This window comes from Streptomyces sp. NPDC049915, from assembly GCF_040656475.1.
Classification (GTDB): domain Bacteria; phylum Actinomycetota; class Actinomycetes; order Streptomycetales; family Streptomycetaceae; genus Streptomyces.
This window is the reverse complement of the sequence record NZ_JBFAMH010000005.1, coordinates 462,375-482,036: the sequence shown is the minus strand read 5'-3', so window position 1 is coordinate 482,036 and position 19,662 is coordinate 462,375. Positions and strand designations below refer to the sequence as shown.

The 19,662-nt window shown below is 73.0% G+C and carries 17 protein-coding genes; 5 read left to right on the top strand and 12 right to left on the bottom strand.

What is annotated here, in order from left to right:
* Window positions 1–5: 5 nt before the first annotated feature.
* Window positions 6–821 carry an ABC transporter permease gene (locus AB0J12_RS12040; protein ID WP_363264145.1) on the top strand — a complete coding sequence of 272 codons (816 nt, stop codon included), beginning with the start codon at window positions 6–8 and terminating at the stop codon, window positions 819–821.
* A 9-nt stretch (window positions 822–830) separates the two neighbouring features.
* Here AB0J12_RS12040 and AB0J12_RS12035 read toward each other — a convergent pair whose 3' ends face one another.
* Entirely contained in the window at window positions 831–2,117 is a 1,287-nt protein-coding gene (locus AB0J12_RS12035) for an MFS transporter (RefSeq protein ID WP_363264144.1), read from the bottom strand.
* A gap of 169 nt (window positions 2,118–2,286) precedes the next feature.
* On the opposite strand from AB0J12_RS12035, the gene AB0J12_RS12030 reads away from it, so the two are divergent.
* Window positions 2,287–4,341, top strand: a complete 2,055-nt coding sequence (locus AB0J12_RS12030) for a phosphocholine-specific phospholipase C (protein WP_363264143.1) — start codon at window positions 2,287–2,289, stop codon at window positions 4,339–4,341.
* A gap of 99 nt (window positions 4,342–4,440) precedes the next feature.
* The gene (locus AB0J12_RS12025) at window positions 4,441–5,307 is read left to right on the top strand and encodes a phospholipid scramblase-related protein (RefSeq protein WP_363264142.1); all 867 of its coding nucleotides are present in this window, start codon (window positions 4,441–4,443) and stop codon (window positions 5,305–5,307) included.
* Window positions 5,308–5,371: 64 nt separating this feature from the next.
* Here AB0J12_RS12025 and AB0J12_RS12020 read toward each other — a convergent pair whose 3' ends face one another.
* Together AB0J12_RS12020 and AB0J12_RS12015 are read right to left on the bottom strand one after the other, a co-directional pair.
* On the bottom strand, window positions 5,372–6,352 hold the full coding sequence (locus AB0J12_RS12020; protein ID WP_363264141.1) for a hypothetical protein: 981 nt from the start codon (window positions 6,350–6,352) through the stop codon (window positions 5,372–5,374).
* Window positions 6,349–7,188 carry a phosphatase PAP2 family protein gene (locus AB0J12_RS12015; protein ID WP_363264140.1) on the bottom strand — a complete coding sequence of 280 codons (840 nt, stop codon included), beginning with the start codon at window positions 7,186–7,188 and terminating at the stop codon, window positions 6,349–6,351. The genes AB0J12_RS12020 and AB0J12_RS12015 overlap by 4 nt, the downstream gene beginning before the upstream one ends.
* Window positions 7,189–7,352: 164 nt before the next feature.
* Between AB0J12_RS12015 and AB0J12_RS12010 the strand changes: the two genes are divergently transcribed.
* Window positions 7,353–7,967, top strand: coding sequence for a TetR/AcrR family transcriptional regulator (locus AB0J12_RS12010; protein WP_363264139.1), 615 nt, complete (start codon window positions 7,353–7,355; stop codon window positions 7,965–7,967).
* Between the two features lie 150 nt (window positions 7,968–8,117).
* Here the strand turns inward: AB0J12_RS12010 and AB0J12_RS12005 are convergent, their stop codons facing one another.
* On the bottom strand, window positions 8,118–9,101 hold the full coding sequence (locus tag AB0J12_RS12005; protein ID WP_363264138.1) for a DUF2510 domain-containing protein: 984 nt from the start codon (window positions 9,099–9,101) through the stop codon (window positions 8,118–8,120).
* Between the two features lie 385 nt (window positions 9,102–9,486).
* Between AB0J12_RS12005 and AB0J12_RS12000 the strand changes: the two genes are divergently transcribed.
* Window positions 9,487–12,138, top strand: a complete 2,652-nt coding sequence (locus AB0J12_RS12000; RefSeq protein WP_363264137.1) for an AAA family ATPase — start codon at window positions 9,487–9,489, stop codon at window positions 12,136–12,138.
* Window positions 12,139–12,200: 62 nt separating this feature from the next.
* Here AB0J12_RS12000 and AB0J12_RS11995 read toward each other — a convergent pair whose 3' ends face one another.
* From AB0J12_RS11995 to AB0J12_RS11960, 8 genes are all read right to left on the bottom strand, one after another.
* Window positions 12,201–13,007 carry an SDR family NAD(P)-dependent oxidoreductase gene (locus AB0J12_RS11995; protein ID WP_363264136.1) on the bottom strand — a complete coding sequence of 269 codons (807 nt, stop codon included), beginning with the start codon at window positions 13,005–13,007 and terminating at the stop codon, window positions 12,201–12,203.
* Between the two features lie 94 nt (window positions 13,008–13,101).
* Entirely contained in the window at window positions 13,102–14,220 is a 1,119-nt protein-coding gene (gene pcaD / locus AB0J12_RS11990) for a 3-oxoadipate enol-lactonase (protein ID WP_363264135.1), read from the bottom strand.
* Complete coding sequence (pcaB, locus tag AB0J12_RS11985) at window positions 14,217–15,551, bottom strand: 3-carboxy-cis,cis-muconate cycloisomerase (protein ID WP_363264134.1); 1,335 nt, start codon at window positions 15,549–15,551, stop codon at window positions 14,217–14,219. Before pcaB ends, pcaD begins: the two co-directional genes overlap by 4 nt.
* Window positions 15,548–16,150, bottom strand: coding sequence for a protocatechuate 3,4-dioxygenase subunit alpha (gene pcaG / locus AB0J12_RS11980; RefSeq protein WP_363264133.1), 603 nt, complete (start codon window positions 16,148–16,150; stop codon window positions 15,548–15,550). Before pcaG ends, pcaB begins: the two co-directional genes overlap by 4 nt.
* Before the next feature lie 6 nt (window positions 16,151–16,156).
* Window positions 16,157–16,930, bottom strand: a complete 774-nt coding sequence (gene pcaH, locus AB0J12_RS11975; RefSeq protein ID WP_363264132.1) for a protocatechuate 3,4-dioxygenase subunit beta — start codon at window positions 16,928–16,930, stop codon at window positions 16,157–16,159.
* A complete protein-coding gene (locus tag AB0J12_RS11970) occupies window positions 16,927–18,156 on the bottom strand; it encodes a thiolase family protein (protein WP_363264131.1) in 1,230 nt (409 codons plus the stop codon). Before AB0J12_RS11970 ends, pcaH begins: the two co-directional genes overlap by 4 nt.
* Window positions 18,153–18,797 carry a CoA transferase subunit B gene (locus tag AB0J12_RS11965; RefSeq protein ID WP_363264130.1) on the bottom strand — a complete coding sequence of 215 codons (645 nt, stop codon included), beginning with the start codon at window positions 18,795–18,797 and terminating at the stop codon, window positions 18,153–18,155. Before AB0J12_RS11965 ends, AB0J12_RS11970 begins: the two co-directional genes overlap by 4 nt.
* Complete coding sequence (locus AB0J12_RS11960; RefSeq protein ID WP_363264129.1) at window positions 18,797–19,552, bottom strand: CoA transferase subunit A; 756 nt, start codon at window positions 19,550–19,552, stop codon at window positions 18,797–18,799. Before AB0J12_RS11960 ends, AB0J12_RS11965 begins: the two co-directional genes overlap by 1 nt.
* Window positions 19,553–19,662 lie beyond the last annotated feature (110 nt).

Here is a 19,662-nt window from a genome sequence, read left to right as displayed (position 1 = left end):
GACTCGTGCAACTGTCCCGTCCCGCGCGCATCGCGCTGCGCGTCGCCGCCGGGCTCGGCTTCGCGGTGATCTACGTGCCGCTGCTGCTGGTCCTGGTCAACTCCCTCAACCCCGACCGCAGCGCGAGCTGGCCGCCGCCCGGCCTGACCCTGCACTGGTGGTCGGTCGCCTGGGAGAACTCCGGGGCTCGCGCGGCCCTGTGGGTGTCGGTCAAGGCCGGCCTCGGGGCGACCGCGATCGCCCTGGTGCTGGGCACGCTGATCGCCTTCGCCGTCGCCCGGTACCGCTTCTTCGGCCGCGACGCGCTGTCCTTCGTGGTCGTCCTGCCGATCGCGCTGCCCGGCATCGTCACCGGCATCGCGCTCAACTCCGCCTTCGGCACGGTGCTTCAGCCGCTCGGCGTGGGCCTCGGCCTGTTCACCGTCGTCGTCGGGCACGCCACCTTCTGCATCGTCGTGGTGTTCAACAACGTGGTGGCGCGTCTGAGGCGCACCGCGCGGTCGTACGAGGAGGCCGCGGCCGACCTCGGCGCGCACACCTTCCGGGCCTTCGCCGACGTCACCTTCCCGCTGGTGCGCACCGCGCTGCTGGCGGGCGGGCTGCTGGCGTTCGCGCTGTCCTTCGACGAGATCGTGGTGACGACGTTCACCGCCGGGCCCGGCGTACAGACCCTGCCGCTGTGGATCTACGAGAACATGACCCGCCCGCAGCAGGCCCCGGTGGTGAACGTGGTGGCGGCGGTCCTGGTCCTGCTCTCCGTCGTCCCGATCTACGTCGCCCAGCGGCTGTCCGCGGACACGGCGACCGGCAGCCGGGTGTGACACCCCCCGTCAGCGGTCGAGTTCCCGGTGGGCGGTCTCCGGCAGCCGCAGGTACACCAGCGAGGACAGCAGGCACAGCACGGCGACGTACCAGGGGAAGAGGCCCGCCTGTCCCCACTGCTTGAACAGCGTGCCGACGTACGGCGCGGTGCCGCCGAAGAGGGCGACCGTGAGGGAGTAGGGGAAGCCGATGCCGGCCGCGCGCACCCGGGGCGGGAACACCTCGGCGTTGACCGCGGCGCTGATCGACGTGAAGCCGGTCAGCAGGACCATGCCCGCCAGCTGCACGAGCAGCAGCACCGTGAAGGAGTCGCGCAGCGCGTGCAGCAGCGGCACGCACGGCAGCGCGAAGCCCAGCCCGAAGAACAGCAGCAGCGGGCGGCGGCCCAGCCGGTCGGAGAGCAGCCCGCCGAGCGGCTGCAGCAGGGCGAAGAACGCCAGCGAGATCGTCCCGGCGAGCAGCGCGTCGGACTTCGTGACGCCCGTGTTGAGTTCGGCGTACGTGGGCAGGTACGACGTCCAGGTGTAGTAGGCGAGGGTGCCGCCGGCGGTGATGCCGGCGATGCGCAGTGACTCGCGCGGGTGGCGGCGCATCGCCTCGAACAGACCGGGCCGCGGGGCCCGTTGCAGTGCGGCGCTGCGGGTCTCCTCGGCGCCGCGCCGGATCCAGAACCCGACCAGGCTGAACAGACCGCCGAGCCAGAAGGGCACGCGCCAGCCCCAGCCGTCCATCGAGGGCTCGGCGAGTGTGTCCACGAGCAGCGTCGCGATCCCGGAGGCGACGAGCTGCCCCGCGGTGGTGGAGACGTACTGGAAGCTGGAGAACAGCCCGCGCCGGCCCGGCCCGGCCGACTCCACCAGGAAGGTGGTCGAGGCGGCGAACTCGCCGCCCACCGACAGCCCCTGCAGCAGCCGGGCCGCGACCAGCACCACCGGCGCCAGGAGTCCGGCCGAGGCATAGGTCGGGGTGAGGCCGACCAGCAGGCTGCTGCCGCCCATCAGCAGGATGGTGACCGTCAGCGCGGCCCGGCGTCCGCGCCGGTCGGCGATCGCGCCCATGACCAGGCCGCCCACGGGCCGCATGAAGAAGCCGACGGCGAACACGGCGAACGTCGACAGCAGTGGCACCAGTGAGTTCCCCGCGCCCTTGGGGAAGACCGCCCGCGCGAGGTAGGTCGCCAGAAACGTGTAGGCGTACCAGTCGTACCACTCGACGGCATTGCCCACTGATGCCGCAAGAAGCTGCCGTACGGGGCGTTTTGTCCTGGTCGGTACCGTCGTCTGCGTCCCTGTCATGATCGCGACCTCCCCGTGTGGCCGGTTCCGCACACCTGCCGTAGCGATGAGTTCACATGAGTGCCACCAGACCCTTCCCTGACGTTTGATGCTCTTGGAACACTCGCTCCGCGCACATTGCGTCATTCAGCGGCGAGTTGCCGTCGCCAGACGAGAGGTCTGTCCCCCCATGTCCGATGTGAACCGGCGTCGATTCCTCCAACTCGCGGGCGCCACCACGGCGTTCACCGCGCTGTCCGCCAGCATCCAGCGGGCCGCCGCCCTCCCGGCGAACCACCGCACGGCCTCCGTCGAGGACGTCGAGCACATCGTCGTCCTCATGCAGGAGAACCGGTCCTTCGACCACTACTTCGGCACCCTCAGAGGCGTCCGCGGCTTCGGCGACCCCCGCCCGGCCACCACCCGGCCCGGCGCCAAGTCCGTCTGGTACCAGTCCGACGGCACCAAGGACATCCTCCCCTTCCACCCCGACGCCTACGACCTGGGCATGGCGTTCCTCCAGGACCTCCCGCACGGCTGGAACGACGGGCACGCCGCCTTCAATGGAGGCAAGTACGACAAGTGGGTGCCCTCCAAGGGCTCCACGACGATGGCGTACCTGAACCGCGACGACATCCCGTTCCACTACGCGCTCGCCGACGCCTTCACGATCTGCGACGCGTACCACTGCTCCTTCATCGGCTCCACCGACCCCAACCGCTACTACATGTGGAGCGGCTACGTCGGCAACGACGGCTCCGGCGGCGGGCCCGTCCTCGGCAACGACGAGAAGGGGTACGGCTGGACGACGTACCCCGAACGCCTGGAGAAGGCCGGGGTGTCCTGGAAGATCTACCAGGACGTCGGCGACGGCCTCGACGCGAACGGCAGCTGGGGCTGGATCTCGGACGCCTACCGGGGCAACTACGGCGACAACTCGCTGCTGTACTTCAACCAGTACCGGGGCGCCGCGCCCGGCGACCCGCTGTACGACAAGGCCCGTACGGGCACCGACTACCGCAAGGGCGAGGGCTACTTCGACCGGCTGAAGGCCGACGTGGCGGCCGGGAAGCTGCCCCAGGTGTCGTGGATCGTCGCCCCCGAGGCGTTCACCGAGCACCCGAACTGGCCGGCCAACTACGGCGCCTGGTACGTCGCCCAGGTGCTGGACGCGCTCACCTCCAACCCGGAGGTGTGGGCGAAGACCGCGCTGTTCATCACCTACGACGAGAACGACGGCTTCTTCGACCACCTGATACCGCCGTTCCCGCCCGGCTCCGCCGCCCAGGGCAAGTCGACCGTCGACGCCTCCCTCGACGTGTTCAAGGGCGACGCGAGCCACGTCGCCGGCCCCTACGGGCTCGGCCAGCGGGTGCCCATGCTGGTGGTCTCGCCCTGGAGCAAGGGCGGCTACGTCTGCTCCGAGACGCTGGACCACACCTCCATCATCCGGTTCATCGAGAACCGCTTCGGCGTGCGCGAGCCGAACATCTCGCCCTGGCGGCGGGCCGTCTGCGGCGATCTGACCTCCGCCTTCGACTTCTCCCGCCCGGACACCCGGCCGGTCGCGCTGCCCGACACGGCCGGCTACGAGCCGCCGGACCGCCTGCGCCACCCTGACTACAAGCCCACGCCGCCGGCCACCGGGGCGCTGCCCAAGCAGGAGCGGGGCCTGCGGCCCGCCCGCCCCCTGCGGTACAACCCGGCCGTGGACGGGTCGGTCGACGCGGCGGCCGGGAAGTTCACCCTCACCTTCGCCTCCGGAGCCGCCGCCGGCGCGGCCTTCCTCGTCACCTCCGGCAACCGCACCGACGGCCCCTGGACCTACACCACCGAGGCCGGGAAGTCCGTTGCGGACACCTGGAACTCGGTGTACTCGAGCGGTTGCTACGACCTGGCCGTGCACGGCCCGAACGGCTTCCTGCGCGCCTTCAAGGGCCGCAACAAGGTCACCGGTCCCGAGGTCACGGCCCGGCCGAGCGGGGACAACCTGGAGCTGACCTTCACCAACTCCGGCTCCGGCACCGCACGTCTGACCGTGACCGACGGCTACGGCGGGGCCAAGCGGTCCGTGAGCGTGCGGCCGGGCGCCACCGTGAAGCAGCTCGTCGACCTCACGGCGAGCCGGCGCTGGTACGACCTGACCGTGACGGCCGACGGCGACGCGGCCTATCTGCGGCGGTTCGCCGGACATGTCGAGAACGGGCTTCCGGGGGTCAGCGACCCGGCCATCGCGACCGTCTGACGGACGCTCGGACGACGGGTGCCCGCCGCCTTCGAGCCCTGTGGCGGCGGGCGTCCGGACGCCGGTTGCTTTCCGGCCGGTGCGCGATAGTGTGCCCCGGTGACCACGCAATCGAACACACCTGCAGGGTGGTACCCCGACCCGCACGGGGCGCAGCAGACCCTGCGGTACTGGGACGGTACCCAGTGGACCGAGCACACCCACGCCGACCAGCAGGGCCGGCCCCAGGCTCAGGGCCACCACCCCCAGGCTCAGGTACAGGCCCCGGCCGTCCCGCAGGTGCCGGCGCAGCAGGCCGGCCCCGACCCGCGCGTCCAGCGTCAGGTCCAGCAGCAGGCCGGTGTCGCCGCGGGCGGCGCCGGTGGCGGGACCCTGTTCTCCGAGCCGGTCCTGGTGGTGAACCAGAAGGCCAAGCTGATCGAGCTGACCAACGAGTACAAGGTCATGGACCAGCACGGCCGGGAGATCGGTGCGGTCGTCCAGGTCGGTCAGAGCATCCTGCGCAAGATCGTGCGGTTCCTCTACAGCATCGACCAGTTCATGAAGGTCAAGCTGGAGATCCGCGACGCCTACGGCCAGCCGGTGCTGCTGCTGACCCGCCCGGGCAAGATCTTCAAGTCCCGGGTGATCGTCGAGCGCCCGGACGGCACGCCGGTCGGTGAGATCGTCCAGCAGAACGTCTTCGGGAAGATCAACTTCGCGATGATGGTGAACGGCCAGAAGGTCGGCGCCATCAAGGCGGAGAACTGGCGCGCGTGGAACTTCGCGATCGTCGACCACGCGGACAACGAGGTGGCCCGGATCACGAAGACCTGGGAAGGCCTCGCCAAGACGATGTTCACGACGGCGGACAACTACGTCCTGCAGATCCACTACCAGCTGCCGGACCCGCTGCTCACCCTCGTCGTCGCGACGGCCCTGACCGTCGACACGGCGCTGAAGCAGGACTCCCGCGGGCTCGGCTGAGGCCGGTCGTCACCGTCTCACCGCCACGTCCCCGCCGCGGTTTCCCTGCCGCGGTTTCCCTGACTCACAGCACGCTCAGGTGCCCCGGTTCGCTCGTCGGCCGGGGCACCGCCGCGTTCGGGTCCAGGGCGAGGACGGCCGCCACCGGGTGCTCGTCGTCGTGGACCGCCGGTGCCGGTGCCGGTGCCGGCACCGGTGAGGGCGCGGGTGCCGGGGTCCCGGCCGGTTGCGGGGTCGCCCGGGACAGCAGCAGCACACCCCACGCCGCGCACCCCGCGCCCGCGAGCGCGAGCAGGATGCCGAGCACCCCGCCCTGGAGCCGCTCGCCCAGCAGGGACACACCGATCACCGCGGCGGCCACCGGGTTCGCCAGCGTCACCACCGCCAGCGGAGCGCCGAGGCCGCCCCGGTAGGCGGTCTGCGACAGCAGCAGACCACCCGTCGCGAAGGCCGCGACCAGCACCGCCACCCCGATCACCTGCACGCTCAGCAGCGGGACCGAGCGGTCCGTCGCGGCCACCGTCACGGTCTGGGTGAGCGCGGAGGCGACACCCGAGGCCAGCCCGGACGCCGTCGCGTGCCTGAGGCCCGGCCGGGCGCCCGGCCGGGACAGCGCCCCGATCAGCGCCGCCGTCGCCCCCGCGACCGCCAGCGCCTCCGGAACGCTCAGCACGTCGTCCGGCGCGGGACCGGACGCGGTGACGAGGATCGCGCCGAGCCCGAGGAGTGTGAACCCGGTGCCCCGCCACTCGATCGCGCTGACCCGGCGCCCCGCCATCCGCGCCCCCAGCGGTACCGCCGCCACCAGGGTCAGCGCCCCGAGCGGCTGTACGACGGTGAGCGGACCGTACTTCAGCGCGACGACGTGCAGCAGCGCGGCGCCGGCGTTCAGTCCGACCGACGACCACCAGGCGCCGCTGCCCAGCATGCGCATCAGCCCGGCGCCGGAGGACCGGGACGCCAGCCGTTCCTGGGCGACGGCCGCGGTGGCGTAGGCGGCGGCGGAGAACAGCGAGAGCACCACGGCGATCAGGGCGGCGTTCATCGGGCCGCCCCCACGAGCTCGCGCTCCTCGGTGGGCAGCAACTGCTCGCGCCCCCGCCCGGCGGTCGTCGCCGTGCGGTGCGGCAGATGGATCACCGCGAGGGCGGCACCGAGCAGCGCCGTCGCGACGATCGCGTCCACCCAGTAGTGGTTGGCCGTGCCGACGATCACCAGCAGCGTCAGTGCCGGGTGCAGCAGCCACAGCCAGCGCCACCGGGAGCGGGTCGCGGCGATCAGGCCGATCGCGACCATCAGGGCCCAGCCGAAGTGCAGCGACGGCATCGCCGCGAACTGGTTCGACAGGTGGTCGGTCTGCGGCGGCCCGTACACCGAGGGGCCGTACACCCGCGCGGTGTCGATCAGCCCGGTCTCGGCGAGCATCCGCGGCGGGGCCAGCGGGAACGTGAGATGCAGCACCAGCGCGGCGGCGGTGAGCACGGCCAGCACCCGGCGGGCCCAGACGTAGTGGGCCGGGCGGCGCAGGTACAGCCAGATCAGGAAGGCCGCCGTGACGGGGAAGTGCACGGTCGCGTAGTAGGTGTTCGCGACGTGGATCAGCGTGTCGCCGTGCAGCAGCAGCGACTGCACCGCGCCCTCGCCCGGCAGCCGGAGGGTCCGCTCGAGGCCCCAGACGTGGTGGGCGTCGCGGAAGGCCTCCCCGGTGTGGCCGGTGGCCAACTGGCGGCCGAACTTGTAGACGAGGAAGAGACCGGCGACGAGCAGCAGCTCGCGCAGGAGCGGCGGCCGCGCCGTGCGCGCGGCTATGTCCCCCGGCTCGGCCTGCCCGGGCTCGGCTTCTTCCGGCTCTGCTTCTTCAGGCTCGGTGCGGGCGTTCATCCCCCGGCCCCTTCACTGACGGTGGTGCGGTGGTTCTCATCGATACGACAGCGTACCGATACGCCAGTGTACCGATACGGTGGAGTACCGGTACACTGGCGTATCGATTGAGGTGCGACACACTGGAAGTCAGCGCCCCACGGAACCAGCGAGGTGAAGCCCCGATGACGTCGCAGGCCGCGGACGGACCGGAGACGGCCGCCGCATCGCGCCGCTCCAAGCTCACGCCCGAGCGCGAGCAGGAGTTCTTCGACGCCGTCCTCGAGCAGATCCGCTCGTGCGGGTACGACGCCGTCACCATGGAGGGCATCGCCGCCAGCACCCGGTGCAGCAAGTCCACGCTGTACCGGCAGTGGAAGACCAAGCCGCAGTTCGTGGCGGCCGCGCTGCGCTCCAACCGGGCGTGCCGGTTCGCCGGCATCGACACCGGTTCGGTCGCCGGGGACCTGCGCGAGGCGGCCCGGCAGGCCGGCGCCTGGTCCGGGCCGGACACCAGCCTGCTCCAGGCCCTCGGACACGCGGTGATGCAGGACGAGGAGCTGCGCAAGGCCCTGCGCGAGGCGCTCGTCGAGCCGGAGATGGGGGCGCTGCGCGCGATCCTGCGCCGCGGCGTCGAACGCGGCGAGATCGCCGCGGACCACCCGGCGCTGGAGTTCGTCCCGGTCCAGCTCTACGGCGTCCTGCGGGTGCGGCCCGTCATCGACGGGCAGTACGCGGACTCCGACTACCTGGTCCGGTTCGTGGAGGCCGTGGTGCTGCCGGCACTCGGCCTCACCTGAAGACTCAGGCCGCCGTCCATGGGATGACTGGACGGTGACCTGACAGCGCCGCACCGTGGGGACGGGGGCGGCGCGCACCCCCCGGCCGGGTGGGACCCTTCTTGAGCGGAGGGGGTCCCACCCGGCCGTCGTCCGTCCTGGGCCGACGGGTCAGACGCTCTGCCCGCTGCCTCCGCCGGCGGCCTGCTTGATCCCCTGGGTGATCCGGTCGATGACCGACACCTGCTGGTCGGCGTCCACGCCGAACCGGACCAGGAGGATCATCCGGGGGTTGGCCGGGGAGGGGAACGCCAGGGACTCGACGTAACCGTCGGCGCCCTTGCTGGTGACCGCCTTCCAGCGGACCAGATAGCCCTTCTGCCCGGCCACGGTGACCGCCCGGGAGGCGAGCACCTGGTGGGAGGTGATCGCGCCGTAGGTGTCACCGCCGTAGGACTTCTTCGCGTTCTTCGCGATGTCCGCCTTGGCCACCTCCTCCGGGGTGGTGCCCCGGACCCCCAGCATCGCCGCCGGTGCCGCGTACGCGCCGCCCTTGGTGCAGGTCTGCGAGGTGTGACCGGGGCACGGGTAGGAGGAGTCGGAGGTCACCGCGGCACCGGTGCCGTACTCCTGGCCGTACCAGCCGTCCGGGATGGGCAGGCTGATGCCGCCGGCCGCGTCGGTCACCGAACCGCTGTCGATCTTCGGCGGCTCGCTCTGCCCCGGGGACGGCGCCTGCCCGCCGTCACCGCCCTCACCGCGCGCGCCCGGGCCGCCGTTACGGCCGTCGGGCCCCGGCGCCTGCTGCGCGTCGGTGCGACGGCTGCTGCCGCCACCGCCGTCGGTCAGGGCGTAGACCCCGACACCGATGCTCGCCAGTACGGCGACGGCCGCGGCGACGGCGATACCGATCCGCAGCCCACGCCGCCCACGCCGGGCGGGCGGCTGCCCGGGGTATCCGTGGCACGCCGGATACCCCGGATACCCGGGGTGGGCCGGCGTCGCCGGTCCGTCGGCCGGGGGACCCCAGGCGGCGGCCGTCCCCGGGCGCGTCCGGTCCGTCCACGCCCCGCCGTCCCACCAGCGCTCGGTGGCGGGACCGTCACTGCTTTGCCCGGGGTCGGGATACCACCCGGGAGGAGTCACCTGCGTCATGCCCCCACCGTATGAGCCCACCCTGAAAGCAGGATGAGAACCCCCACCGCGGACTCCCCGTCGCAGCCGCCGGCCGAGTCGTCCGCGGCTCCCGCACCCGGGGAGTCGCCCCGTCGCCCGCTGCCACCGCGGTCGGCCCATCCGTCAGGGCGTTCGCGGACTGCCCCCGCCATCCCTCCCGTCAAACTCCGGCCGACCCCGCGTCAATTCAAGGCCCGCGGCCCTCCGTTGACGGTGTCGTCGCACCCCGCAGGCCCGGCCGTCGTCTCCCATACCCCCTTTCACTCTCCACGGCAACACCTGCGGTCGCGGAGCACCGTCCGGTGGCCGAGGGGGCTAGGCTCGACGTCGGTACGTCGTTCGGGCGACTTGGGGAGGTAGCGGGATGACGGAGGTACGGCCCACGACGGCCGCCTCGGCCCCCCTGTGGGAGCGCGATCAGGAACTCGCCGTCGTCGCACGGGCGGTGGACGACCTGTGCGCGGACCGGATGACCTCCGGCACCCTGCTGGTGTTCCGGGGCGAGGCCGGCCTGGGCAAGACCGCGCTGCTGGCCGAGACCCGCCGGATCGCCGAGGCCCGCGGCTGCACGGTCTGGTCGGCCCGCGGCGGCGAAACCCTGCGTTCCGTCCCCTTCAACGTCGTACGGCAGTTGCTGCAGCCCGCCCTGGTCCCGATGCTGCCGGAGGAGGCCCGCGAGTACCTCGGCGACTGGTACGGCATAGCAGGCCCCGCCCTCGGCATAGCGGAACCCGGGGAGGGCCACGCCGACCCGCAGGGCGTGTGCGACGGCCTCGTGGCCGCCGTACGACGCCTCGCCACCCGGGACTGGCCGCTGGTGCTGCTCATCGACGACGCCCACTGGGCCGACCAGGAGACGCTGCGCTGGCTCGCCGCGTTCACCGAGCGCCTCGACGACCTGCCCGTCCTCGTGGTCGTCGCCCGCCGGCCCGGCGAGATCGCGGGCGAGAGCGCCCGCCTGCTGGAGGCCGTCGCCGCTGCCGGACGGCCCGCCACCGTCCTCAGCGCCCTCACCCCCGACGCCGTCGCCGGCCTCACCCGCGCCGCGCTCGGCGCGCACGCCGACGCCCCCTTCTGCCGCGAGGTGTGGGCCGTCACCGGCGGCAACCCGTACGAGACCGTCGAGCTCCTCGCCAAGGTCCGCGACAGCGAACTTCTGCCGGCCGAGTCCTCCGCCGCCGAACTGCGCGACCTCAACCGCTCCGCCCGCGGCGGCGGTCTCGTCGCCCGCCTCGAACAACTCGGCATAGACGCCACCCGGTTCGCCTGGGCCGCCGCCATCCTCGGCGACGCCATCACCGTCGACCTGGTCTCCCGCCTCGCCACCATGCAGCGCGAGGACGCCGTCCGCTGCGCCGAACTCCTCAAGAACGCGCGCATCCTCACCGCACCCGACCCGGCCGCCGGCCCCGCGCGGGACGGCGCCCTGGAGTTCGTCCACCCGCTGATCGCGACCGCCGTCTACAACTCCATCCCCGACGCCCTGCGCCGCGCCATGCACGGCATCGCCGCCGAGTTCGTCACCGACCTCGGCCTCGGCGCCGCGGCCGCCTCCCGCCATCTGCTCCAGGTCCACCCGGACGACGACGAGGAACTCGTCGACCAACTGCGCGAGGCCGCCCGCGAACACCTCGCCGTCGGTGCCCCCGACGCCGCCCGGCGCTGCCTGGAACGCGCCCTGGAGGAGCCGCCGCTGCCCGAGGTGCGGGCGCGCGTGCTGTTCGAACTCGGCTGCGCCACCCTGCTCACCGCCCCCGCGAAGACCATCGGCCACCTGCGCCAGGCCCTCGCCCTGCCGGGCCTCGGCGAGGACGTCCGCGTGGATGCCGTCGTGCGCCTCTCGCAGGCCCTGCTCCACAACGACCAACTGGAGGAGGCCGTCCGCACCGTCGAGACCGAAGCCGCCCGGCTGCCGCACGGACCGGCGAGGCTGCGCCTTCAGGCCGTGCAGTTCATGTGGGAGGGCATCCACGCCGGTGAGGCGCCGACCCCGGGCCGCTCCGAACGGCTCGCCCAGCTCGCGCGCACCTGCACCGGTCGCGACAACTCCGAGCGGGCCCTGCTCATCCTGCGCGGTTTCGACGCCATGAGCCGCGGCGAGAACGCCGAGGAGGTCGTCGAGGTGTGCGACCGCGCCCTCGTCAACGGCCGCCTCGCCCCCGGCCTCGGCTGGACAGACACCCAGTGGGGCCTCGAACTGCCGATGATGCTGGCGAGCGCCTACGCCTACACCGACCGCCTCGACCGCGCCGAGGCCCTCTTCACCGGAGCCCTCCGCGCCTACGAGTCCGCCGGCTGGAGCGGCGGCCACCTCGCCCTCGCCCACGCCTACGTCGGCTTGGGGCACCGCAGGCGCGGCCGGCTGCGGGAGGCCGAGGAGTCCCTGCGCGAGGCGCTGCGGCTCGCCGAACGCGTCGGCCGCGGCCTGCCCCTGTACTGGTCGGCGACCTGCAACCTGGTCGACACCCTCCTCGCCCGCGGCCATGTCGAGGAGGCCTGGTCGATCGCCGAGCAGTACGGCTTCGCGCCGCCGTATCCGTCCACCATCGTGCTGCCCGACCCGCGCTCCCTGCGCGGCCGGCTCCTGCTGGCCGTCGGCCGCACCAAGGACGGCATCAACGAACTGGAGGCCGCGGAGAAGGCGGCCGGCGCGCGCGGCCACCACAACCCGGTGATGGTTCCCTGGGCCGCCGACCTGGCCCGCGCGCTGGCCACCGAGGACCCCGCCCGTGCCGCCCGGCTCGCCGCGGACGCCCGCACGCGCGCCGAGCGCTTCGGTACCGACACCGCCATCGGGGAGGCGCTGCGCTGCGCGGCCGCCCTGGAGACCGGCCGTCGCGCGGTCGACCTGGCCGCGCAGGCGGTGACGTATCTGGCGGCCTCGCCCGCGCAGTACGAGCACGCCGCCGCGCGGATCGAGTACGGCATCCTGGCCCGCTCCTGCGGCGCGGACGGGCTGGCCGCGCGGGCGACACAGGCACTGGAGACGGTCCGCGGGCTGAGCGGTGTCAGCTGATGAGCGGTGCGCCGCCGCATGACACCCGCAGCCTGCCCCTCACGCCGTGAGCCACTCCTCCGTCACATCGTGAGCAGCTGCTCCGTCACCGCGGCCAGCCGCTCCCGCACCCGCGGGTCGTACGCCGCCTCGTGCGCCCGTGCCGGACGCGTCCCGTCGAAGTAGCCGCCCGTGCCCGCCGCCCCGCTCTCCAGGTCCCCGGTCGCCAGGGCGAGCACGCCGGGCGCGCCGTCCGCGACGGAGTTCCACGGCGAGACGCCCGCTTCGCGGACCATCGCGGTGTCCATGTAGGTGGCGGGGTGCAGCACGTTCACCGCCACGCCCGTGCCGGCCAGCTCCTCGGCGAGGGCGAAGGTGTGCGCGGCCAGCGCGAACTTGCTGCGGCAGTACGCCGACATCCCGTCGTAGCGGCGCGTCATCTCGGGGTCGTCGGGGTCGAGGGGTTCCTGCCCGCCCGAGCCGACGTTGACGATCCGGGCGGGGGTGTTCTGCCGCAGCACCGGCAGCAGGGCGCGGGTCAGCGCGACCGGCGCCAGATAGTTGACCGCGAGGCGCAGCTCGTGGCCGTCGGTGCTCACCTCCCGTCCGCCGCCCGGCGATCCGGCACCCACGCCCGCGTTGTTGATCAGCACGTCGAGGTCCGGACGGGCGGCGGCGACCCGCGCGCCCAGCTCCCGCACCTGCGCCAGCGAGGCCAGATCGGCGACGAAGCCGTCGGCGTCGCCCTCCGTGCGCAGCTCCTCGACCAGCCGCTCGGTGCGGCCCGCATCACGCCCGTGCGCGAGGACGCGGTGCCCGGCGCGCACCAGCTCGAAGGCGACGTACCGCCCGAGACCCGAGGTCGCCCCGGTGATCAGAACAGTGGACATGCCCCCACTGTAGGCCCACCGCGCACCCCCCTGGGAGATGCGGCGGAGCCTACGACCGGCAGGGACACCCTCAGCCGGCCCGCGCGCGGCGCCCTCAGTCCTCCTCCTGCGCGAGCACGCGCTGGGCCGCCGCGAACGCCGAGTTCGCCGCCGGCACCCCGCAGTACACGGCCGTCTGCAACAGCGCCGCGCCGATCTCCTCAGCGGTGAGCCCGTTGCGCCGCGCCGCCCGTACGTGCATCGCCAGCTCGTCGTAGTGGCCGTGCGCCACCAGCGCGGTCATGGTGATCAGGCTGCGCTCGCGACGGGACAGCGTCGGGTCGGTCCAGATCTCGCCCCACGCGTAGCGGGAGATGAAGTCCTGGAACCGCGCCGTGAACGGCGTCTGCCGCTCCTGCGCCCGGTCCACGTGCGCGTCGCCGAGCACCTCACGCCGTACGGCCATGCCGAGCCGGGCCCCGCCGCCGAGGTGTGCGCGCAGCGCGGTGAGCACCGCCCGCGGGCACTGTGCGGGCGCCAGGTGCGAGGCGCCGGGCAGCTCCACCAGCGTGGAGCCCGGCACCGCGTCCGCGATCTGACGCAGATGCGCGGGCGGCGTCGCCGGGTCCTCCCGGCCGGCGACCAGCAGCGTCGGTACAAGGATCCCGCCGAGCCGGTCGGTGAGGTCGAAGGCGGCGAGCGCGTCGCAGCAGGCGGCGTAGGCCTGCGGGTCGGCCTCCCGGTGGTCGCGCACCAGGCGCGGGACGGTGAATCCCTGGGTGAACCAGCGGGCGTCCGCGCTCTCCACCAGCCAGTCGAGCCCCTCGCGCCGCACCCGCTCGGCCCGCTCCTGCCAGGGGCTCGCCCCGTTGAAGTGCGCGGAGGAGCAGATCACGGCCAGGGAGGAGAGCCGCTCCGGGTGGTGCACGGCGAGGTGCAGCCCGACCGCGCCGCCCAGCGACACCCCGGCGTACGCGAACCGGTCGACGCCTAGGGAGTCGGCCAGCGCCAGTACCAGGCCGGCCAGGTCGCCGACGGTGGCGCCCGGACCGATCAGATCGGCCGCCGACCCGCCGTGCCCCGGCAGGTCCCAGCGCACCACGCGGTGCCCGATCGACAACTCGGGCGCGATGGCGTCCCACAGGGCGTACGACGTGCCGAGCGAGGGTCCCAGCAGCAGCGGGGGAGCGGTGGCGGGCCCTTCGATGAGGTGGTTGAGGAGTGTGTCGGTCAACGTCGCTCCAGCGCACGGTCGGTGAGGGCTCCGGCGGAGCCGGTGTAACGGGCGGGGGCGGTCAGCTCGTCCAGGTCGACGTCCTTCAACCGCGGCTCGTGGGCGAGGAGTTCGCCGAGCGGGCGGCCCTCTTCGGCGGCTCTCCGGGCGAGCGCGGTGAGCAGCTCTGTGGCGCGGGCGCGGCCGAGCAGCGGGGCCAGTTCCGCCGACAGCCGTTCGGAGACGATCAGACCGTGGGTGAGGTCCAGATGGGCGCGCATGGCATCCGGGGCGACCCGCAGGTTCTCGGCCAGTTCGGCCGCGTCCCGGGCCGCGCCGCCCACCAGGCGCAGCAGGTCCCGCAGCGGCTCCCACTCCGCGTGCCAGGCCCCGGCCGGCCGCTCGTCCTCGGCGGCCAACGCCCCGTACAGGGTGGCCGCGAGCTGCGGGGCACGCCGGGCGGCGGACGCGATCAGCGTGGCGCGCACCGGGTTCGCCTTGTGCGGCATGGCCGACGAGCCGCCCCCGCTGCCCTCCGCCACCTCGGCGATCTCGGTGCGGGACAGGGTGAGCACGTCCGCGGCCGCCTTGCCCAGCGCCCCGGCCGTGAAGGCCAGGCACCCGGCGAGATCGGCGACCGGCGTGCGCAGGGTGTGCCACGGCAGCAGCGGCGCACACAGGCCCAGTTCGCGCGCGTACTGCACGGGCAGCGCGGTCGCGTCCTCGGCGCCGTATGCCGTGAAGGCGGCCAACGTACCCGCCGCCCCGCCGAGTTGGGCGGGCAGCGCGTCCCGTACGGCCGTCACGCGGTCCCGCGCGTCGAGCACCAGCGACCGCCAGCCGGCCGCCTTCAGCCCGAACGTCGTCGGTACGGCGTGCTGGGTGAGCGTCCGCCCCGGCATCGGCGTGTCGCGGTGCTCCGCCGCGAGCCGGGCCAGCGCCCGCTCGGTGCGGGTCAGGTCGGCGAGGACGAGGCCGAGGGTGCGAGCGGCGACCAGCATCGCCGCGGTGTCCATGATGTCCTGGCTGGTCGCGCCCCGGTGGACATAGGGGCCGTACTCCTCGCCGACCGCCTTCGTCAGGTCCGCGACCAGCGGGATCACCGGATTGCCGCCGCCGCGGGCCCGCGCGGCCAGCGAGGCGATGTCGAAGGCGCCCTGGTCGGCGGCCGCGTCGGTCACCGCGGCCGCGGCCTCGCGCGGGGCGAGCCCGAGGGTGGCCTGGGCGCGGGTCAGAGCGGCCTCGGCGTCGAGCAGGGCGCGCAGGAAGGCGGCGTCGTTCGCCGCCGCGGCCGCCGGGGAGCCGGCCCAGCCGGGGGCGAGCAGGCCGGTGTCCGTTGCCTCGGATGTCACTGGAACTCCAGGAAGACCGTCTCGCCTTCGCCCTGAAGGCGGATGTCGAAACGGTACGTCCCGTTGCCCTCGTCCTCGGCGATCAGCGTGTCGCGCCGGTCGCCCACCTGGGCGAGCAGCGGGTCGGCGGCGAGCGCCGCGTCGTCGCCGGGCAGGTAGATCCGCGTGAACAGATGCACCAGCAGACCCCGGGCGAACACGCACGCACTCAGACAGGACGCGCTGCGCCCGCGCGCGCCGGGACGCAGTGTGCGCGCGTACCAGTGGCCGTTCGCGTCCGTCTGCATCCGGCCCCAGCCGGTGAACTCCACGCCGTTGCGGCCGAGATGGCCGCCGGTCGCCGGATCGCGCCGGAGAGAGCCGTCCACCTGCGGGATGTTCCCGTCCGGGTCCGCACCCCACAGCTCCACGAAGGCGTCCGGCAGCGGCTTGCCCTCGCCGTCGAGGACGTATCCGTGCACGGTGACGGTGTCCGGGTGGCCGAGCGGGGCGATCTCCTCGCCGCCGCGGAAGGGCAGCGCGTAGCCGTAGAAGGGGCCGACCGTGTGCGACGGCGTGGGCAGCACGGTCTCCGGCCGGCTCGTGTCGATCTTCGTCATGTCGCCTCAGCGTCCTTCTTCGATCCAGGTGGCGGTCGGGCCGTCCAGCACGATGTCCCAGCGGTAGCCGAGGGAGAATTCCGGCACCGACAGCGCGTGGTCGTAGGTCGCGACCAGCCGCTGCCGGGCGGCGTCGTCCGTCACGGACTGCAGGATCGGGTCGTACGGGAAGAGCGGGTCGTTGGGGAAGTACATCTGCGTGACGAGCCGTTGGGTGAACGCCGTGCCGAAGAGCGAGAAGTGGATGTGCGCCGGACGCCAGGCGTTGACGTGGTTGCGCCACGGGTAGGGGCCGGGCTGGATCGTCGTGAAGTGGTAGCTGCCCTCGTCGTCGGTGAGGGTGCGGCCCACGCCGGTGAAGTTCGGGTCGAGCGGCGCGTCGTGCTGTTCGCGCTGGTGGGCGTAGCGGCCGGCCGAGTTGGCCTGCCAGATCTCGATCAGCTGGCCGCGCAGCGGGCGTCCGCCGCGGTCGAGCAGCCGCCCGGAGACGGTGATGCGCTCGCCGACCGGCTCACCGGTGTGCTGCCGGGTGAGGTCGTTGTCGGTCTCCGTGATGTCGCGCTCGCCGAAGGCGGGGGAGGACAGCTCCACCAGCTCGGGGTCCTTGGTGACGTCGATGGTGACCGGCGGCTGCTTCGGGTGACGCAGGACGGAGGACCGGTAGGGGGCGTAGTCGCGCCGCGGGTGGTGCTCCACGGGTGCGCCGTCGGCGAGCCGCTTCTCGTACGCGGCGTGCTCGGCCGCGATCTCCTGGTCGATGTCGTGCTGGGTGAGAGTCATGTCAGTCCCCGGGATGGTGGGATCTTCTGGCGTTCGAGGAGGAGGGCGAGGCCCTGGCCGACACCGATGCAGAGGGTGGCGACGCCGACTCCGCTGCCCTTGCGGGCGAGTCGGTGGGCGAGGGTGCCGGCGAGGCGTGCGCCGGAGGCGCCGAGCGGGTGGCCCAGGGCGATGGCGCCGCCCTGCGGGTTGAGCACGGCCGGGTCGAACTCCGGCCATTCGGCGAGACAGCCGAGGACCTGCGCGGCGAAGGCCTCGTCGAGTTCGAGGACGTCCAGGTCGGCATGGGTTCTGCCGGCTCTGTCCAGGGCCCGGTTGACCGCTTCGACGGGAGCGAGGCCGGAGTACTGGGGATCGATGCCGCAGACGCCGGTGGCGGAGATCCGGGCCGGCGGCTCCCGGCCGGTGGCTTTCAGGCCTTCCCCGTCGGTGAGGAGGAGGGCGGCGGCGCCGTCGTTGAGCGGGGAGGCGTTGCCGGCCGTCACCGTGCCGTCGTCCCGGAACGACGGCTTCAGCTTGGCCATCGCCTCCAGGGAGGCGGTGGGGCGTACGCATTCGTCGGCGGCGAAGGGAACCGGGTCGCCCTTGCGCTGCGGGACGGGGACGGGGGTGATCTCGGCGTCGAAGAGACCCGCCGCCCGGGCTTCGGCGGCCTTGTGGTGGCTGTGCAGGGCGTACTCGTCCTGCTGCTCACGGGTGATCTTGTGCTTGTCGGCGATGAGTTCGGCCGACTCACCCAGGGGAACGGTCCACTGCGGGTCCATCCTCGGGTTGACCATCCGCCAGCCGAGCGTGGTCGAGTACAGCTCGGTGTGCGCGGCCGGGAAGGGCTTGTCGCTCTTGGGCAGGACGTAGGGGGCGCGGGTCATGGACTCCACGCCGCGGGCCACGGCGATGCGGGCGTCACCGACGGCGGTGGCGCGGGCGGCCTGGACGACGGCCTCGAGGCCGGAGGCGCACAGGCGGTTGACGGTGACGCCGGGGACGGTGGTGGGCAGTCCGGCGAGCAGTGCGGCCATGCGGGCGACGTCGCGGTTCTCCTCGCCGGCGCCGTTGGCGTTGCCGAGGTAGACGTCGTCGATGCGGGTCGGGTCCAGCTGCGGGGTGCGGGCCAGGAGTTCGCGCAGGGCGTGCGCGGCCAGGTCGTCCGGGCGGACACCGGCCAGGGCGCCGTTGTACTTGCCGAACGGGGTGCGTACGGCGTCGACGATGTAAACCGGCTTCACAGCGCATTCTCCGGAACGGTGAGCGGGGCGTCGGTGTTGGCGGTGATCTCGTCGACACTCACGCCGGGCGCGGTCTCGACGAGGACGAGTCCGTCGACGGTGACGTCCAGGACGCCGAGATCGGTGATGACGCGGTTCACGCACGCCCTGCCCGTGAGCGGAAGCGTGCACTGCTCGAGGATCTTCGTGCTGCCGTCCTTGGCGGTGTGGCTCATGACCACGATCACCGTGCGCGCCCCGTGCACCAGGTCCATCGCGCCGCCGATCCCGGTGACGAGCTTGCCCGGGACGGCCCAGTTGGCCAGGTCGCCGCCGGCGGAGACCTGCATGGCGCCGAGCACGGCGACATCGATGTGGCCGCCGCGGATCATCGCGAACGACAGCGCGGAGTCGAAGAAGGAGGCTCCGGGCAGGACGGTCACGGTCTCCTTGCCCGCGTTGATCAGGTCCGGGTCGACCTGGTCCTCGGCGGGGTAGGGGCCGGTGCCCAGGATGCCGTTCTCGGATTCGAGGACGACCTCCACACCCGGCGGGAGGTGGTTCGGGATCAGGGTGGGCAGGCCGATGCCGAGATTCACGTACTGCCCGTCCTTCAGCTCCCGCGCCGCGCGGGCGGCCATCTCCTGACGCGTCCAGGCCATCAGCTGCTCACCGTCCGCTGCTCGATCTTCTTGTCCGCCACCTGCTGTGCGGTCAGCGCCACGACCCGCTGCACGAAGATGCCGGGCAGGTGCACCGCGTCGGGGTCGAGAGCGCCGGGTTCGACGAGTTCCTCGACCTCGGCGACGGTGATCCGTCCCGCCATGGCGGCCAGCGGGTTGAAGTTCCGGGTGGACTTGTTGAACACCAGGTTCCCGTGCCGGTCGCCCTTCGCCGCCCGTACCAGCGCGAAGTCGGTGCGGATGCCGCGCTCCAGCACGTACGCGGTGCCGTCGAACTCGCGGACCTCCTTCGGCGGCGAGGCCAGCGCGACCGCGCCGGAGCCGTCGTAGCGCCAGGGCAGGCCACCCTCGGCGACCTGCGTGCCCACGCCGGCCGGCGTGTAGAAGGCGGGGATGCCGGCCCCGCCCGCGCGCAGCCGCTCCGCGAGCGTGCCCTGCGGGATCAGCTCCACCTCCAGCTCGCCCGCCAGATACTGCCGGGCGAACTCCCTGTTCCCGCCGATGTAGGAGCCGGTCACCCGGGCGATCCGTCCCGCGGCCAGCAGCACCGCGAGACCCGTCTCCATGGCACCGCAGTTGTTCGACACCACGCTCAGGCCGCTGACCCCGCGCTCGTACAGCGCCTGGATCAGCACGTTCGGCACACCGCTCAGTCCGAACCCGCCGACCGCGAGCGACGCACCGTCCGGCACGTCACCCACCGCCTCCAGGGCCGAGGCGACCACCTTGTCCATCCGGGTAGCCCTCCCATTTAGTCAGCGTACTGAGTAATTCAGCGAGGTGATCCACACGCTGCCACCGGACGATTGAACCGTCAAGACCTGCTCTTCCTCGGACGGGCCGC